Raw genomic sequence first — 3,222 nt, 5'->3', positions numbered from 1 at the left:
TGGCCAATGANGNNGGNTGGTTGANNGNGGANNCNCACACNNTGCANAACCCNGANTACCCNGAGGTGTTTTCNNTNGGNGACGCCAGNTCGNTNCCNACNTCCAAAACGGCGGCNGCCGTACGCAAGCAGNCACCCGTTGTGGTCAAAAANNTGCTCGCCTTTCTGGATCAGGAACCNCTGANCGCCCGCTACGACGGCTATACNTCCTGCCCGGTGGTCACCGGTTATGGCGAGGTGATGCTCGCGGAATTCACCTACGGTGGAACCGTAACGCCCACATTGCCCCTGAATCCGTTCAAGCGGTCGCGCTTTTACTGGGTGGTCAAAAAACANCTNCTGCCACNTTTCTATTGGCGTTACATGCTGCGGGGNAAAGAAGGCGACATCGCGCACAAAGAGCGCCACTGACATCCCCCTGTTACTACCGCCGGTTCTTTGCTTAGGACACATCCGTCTAAGCAAAACGGCGGCGTTGCCTTGAGTTTTTGTTAGCCTGACTCACTATCAAAGTCANAGGATCACGGAACCCATTGGAGCCCGACTTCGCATGAACGCNCCCTTGCCNCCNTCACCNTTGAACNACGCNCAGCGCCAGCAAATCGACGCCCTACTNCGGGAATTGAACGAGCAGCAACTGGACTGGGTCCANGGCTATCTNGCCGGCTACCGNGCNGCGTTGCACGCCGGCGGCGAACCATCCGGCGCAAGCGGTTCCGCCGTCACACTGACCATACTGTACGGCTCTCAGACCGGCAACGCCGAAACCCTGGCCGAACAGCTGGCGGAACAGGCCCGCGCCCAGGGGCTGGACGTCGAGTGCCTGGATATGGACGAATTCCCCGTCCGGCAACTGAAAAAGACCGAACGGCTCGCCCTCATCACCTCCACCCACGGCGAAGGCGATCCGCCGGATAATGCCCTTGGGTTGCACGAATACCTGCACGGGCGCAAGGCACCGAAGCTCGGTCAGTTGCATTACGCCGTGCTGTCGCTGGGGGATTCCAGTTACGAATACTTTTGCCAGACCGGGGTGGATTTTGATCAACGTCTGGCGGCGTTGGGTGCCGAGCGGATGGTGGATCGCGTGGACTGTGACGTGGACTATGAGGAGGCCGCCGATCAGTGGATGACGCAACTGTTATCGGTACTCAAATCCGAGACAAAAAGCACGGCTGCGGTTGCCCCGACACCCACAGCATCTACCTCCACCGCTGCGGGCCATGATCGCAAGCATCCGTTTTCCGCCCCTCTGTTGGACCGGGTAACGCTGAACGGTCGTGGCTCCAGCAAGGCGGTACACCACCTGGAGTTTTCCCTGGAAGATTCCGGGCTGCGCTACCAACCCGGCGATTCCCTGGGCGTTTATGTGCAGAACGATCCGGAGCTGGTGGCCCGGATTCTCGAGCAGACCCGGCTGGACGGCGAGCAAGCCGTGACGCTCAAGGACGACTCCCTGACACTGCACCAGGCGTTGCAGCATCATCTTGAGCTGACGCGACTGACACCACCGACGGTGCAACAGTGGGCCAAACTGAGTGAGGCCAGCGAGCTTCAACAGCTGACCAACGATAAACGGGGGCTGATCGACTGGCTGCACGGGCGAGATCTGCTGGATCTGCTCCAGGAATACCCCATTGGCGGACTGAGCGCCCAGACATTGGTGGATCACATCCGTCGCCTGCCGCCCCGGCTCTACTCCATCGCCTCCAGCCAGGCGGCTGTGGACGAGGAAGTGCATCTGACCGTGGCGGCGGTGCGATACCAACAACGCGAGCGCCTGCGTGAAGGGGTGGGCTCCACCTGGCTGGCGGATCGCCTGGCGCTGGATGACACCGCGCCGGTGTTTATCGACACGAACAAGAACTTCCGCCTCCCGAATGACCCCAACACGGCCATTGTGATGATCGGCCCGGGCACCGGGGTAGCGCCGTTTCGAGCCTTCATGCAGGAGCGCGAGGCCGAAGCGCATGCGGGCAAAAACTGGCTGTTTTTTGGCGACCGGAACTTTCGCACCGATTTTCTCTACCAGCGCGAATGGCTCCAGTGGCGCAAGCAGGGACTGCTCAGTCGACTGGACGTGGCCTTTTCCCGGGACGGGCCAGACAAGGTGTACGTGCAACACCGGATTCGAGAAGCGGGGTCGGAGCTCTGGCGCTGGATTGAGGACGGCGCGCACCTGTACGTGTGCGGCGATGCCAATGCCATGGCGCCGGACGTGCACGAGGCCCTGATCGACGTGATCAGCACCCACGGACACAAAAGCCGCGACAGTGCCGAGCAATACCTGCGCGAGCTGACCCGAAGCAAACGCTACCAGAGAGATGTGTACTGATGAGCCATGACGATTTGCCTTTAGCCGAACAGATCAAGCGCGAAAGCCGGTATTTGCGCGGCACCCTGCGCGATTCCCTGGCGGATCACGCCACCGGCGCACTGCACGATGAAGACACGCACCTGAGCAAGTTTCACGGTCTCTACCAGCAGGACGACCGGGAGCTGCGCGAAGAACGTCGTCAACAGAAACTCGAACCGCACTTCCAGTTTATGCTGCGCTTGCGGCTGCCCGGCGGAGTACTGACCCCGGACCAGTGGCTCGGACTTGATGAAGTCGCCGACCGCTTTGCCGACGGCAGCCTGCGCCTGACCACCCGACAGACGTTTCAGTTTCATCGGGTATTCAAGGAAAACCTGCAACCGCTGATTCAACATCTGGATTCGCTGGGGCTGGACAGCCGGGGCGCCTGCGGGGATGTCAACCGCAACGTGGTGGCGAACGTCAACCCGCACCTTTCTGCCAATCACGCACGGGTCTATGACCATGCGGTGCAGATCAGCGAACGACTGATGTGGCGGTCGCGGGCTTATGAAGAAACCTGGCTGAACGAGGCGCCAAAAACCCGCGAAGGCGAAGAGGAAGAACCCTTCTACACCTACCGCTACCTGCCCCGAAAATTCAAGGTCGCCATCGCTCTGCCACCCCACAATGATTGCGATGTATTAGCCAACGACATCGGCCTGATCGCTATTGAAGAAGATGGCGATATCGTCGGTTACAACATCGCGGTCGGCGGCGGCATGGGTATGACTTACGGAGAGACCGGTACCTACCCGCGCCTTGCCAGCCCGGTCGGCTTTGTGCCGGCCGATCAGGTGGTGGATGCCTGCGAAGCCATTGCCACCATTCAGCGCGATCACGGTTGCCGCACCGACCGGGCTCACG

2 protein-coding genes and 1 pseudogene (1 of these 3 only partly in view) are annotated in these 3,222 nt (G+C 60.7%); all 3 read left to right on the top strand.

All coding sequences use genetic code 11. The features are described from left to right. A pseudogene (locus tag CMG77_RS16070) lies at window positions 1-410 on the top strand (NAD(P)/FAD-dependent oxidoreductase); it begins 820 nt to the left of the window's first position. 139 nt (window positions 411-549) lie between these two features. Beyond that, a complete protein-coding gene (locus CMG77_RS00975; protein ID WP_286903453.1) occupies window positions 550-2,334 on the top strand; it encodes an assimilatory sulfite reductase (NADPH) flavoprotein subunit in 1,785 nt (594 codons plus the stop codon). Further along, window positions 2,334-3,222: ferredoxin-like domain-containing protein (locus tag CMG77_RS00970; RefSeq protein WP_502691712.1), on the top strand; the 889-nt coding region annotated here is incomplete at its 3' end. The genes CMG77_RS00975 and CMG77_RS00970, both read left to right, overlap by 1 nt.

The sequence above is a fragment of the Marinimicrobium sp. genome, from assembly GCF_002695945.1.
In the GTDB taxonomy this organism is placed as follows: Bacteria; Pseudomonadota; Gammaproteobacteria; order Pseudomonadales; family Cellvibrionaceae; genus Marinimicrobium; species Marinimicrobium koreense.
Note: the sequence above shows the minus strand (reverse complement) of the source record. Positions and strands in the feature narration are given on the sequence as shown.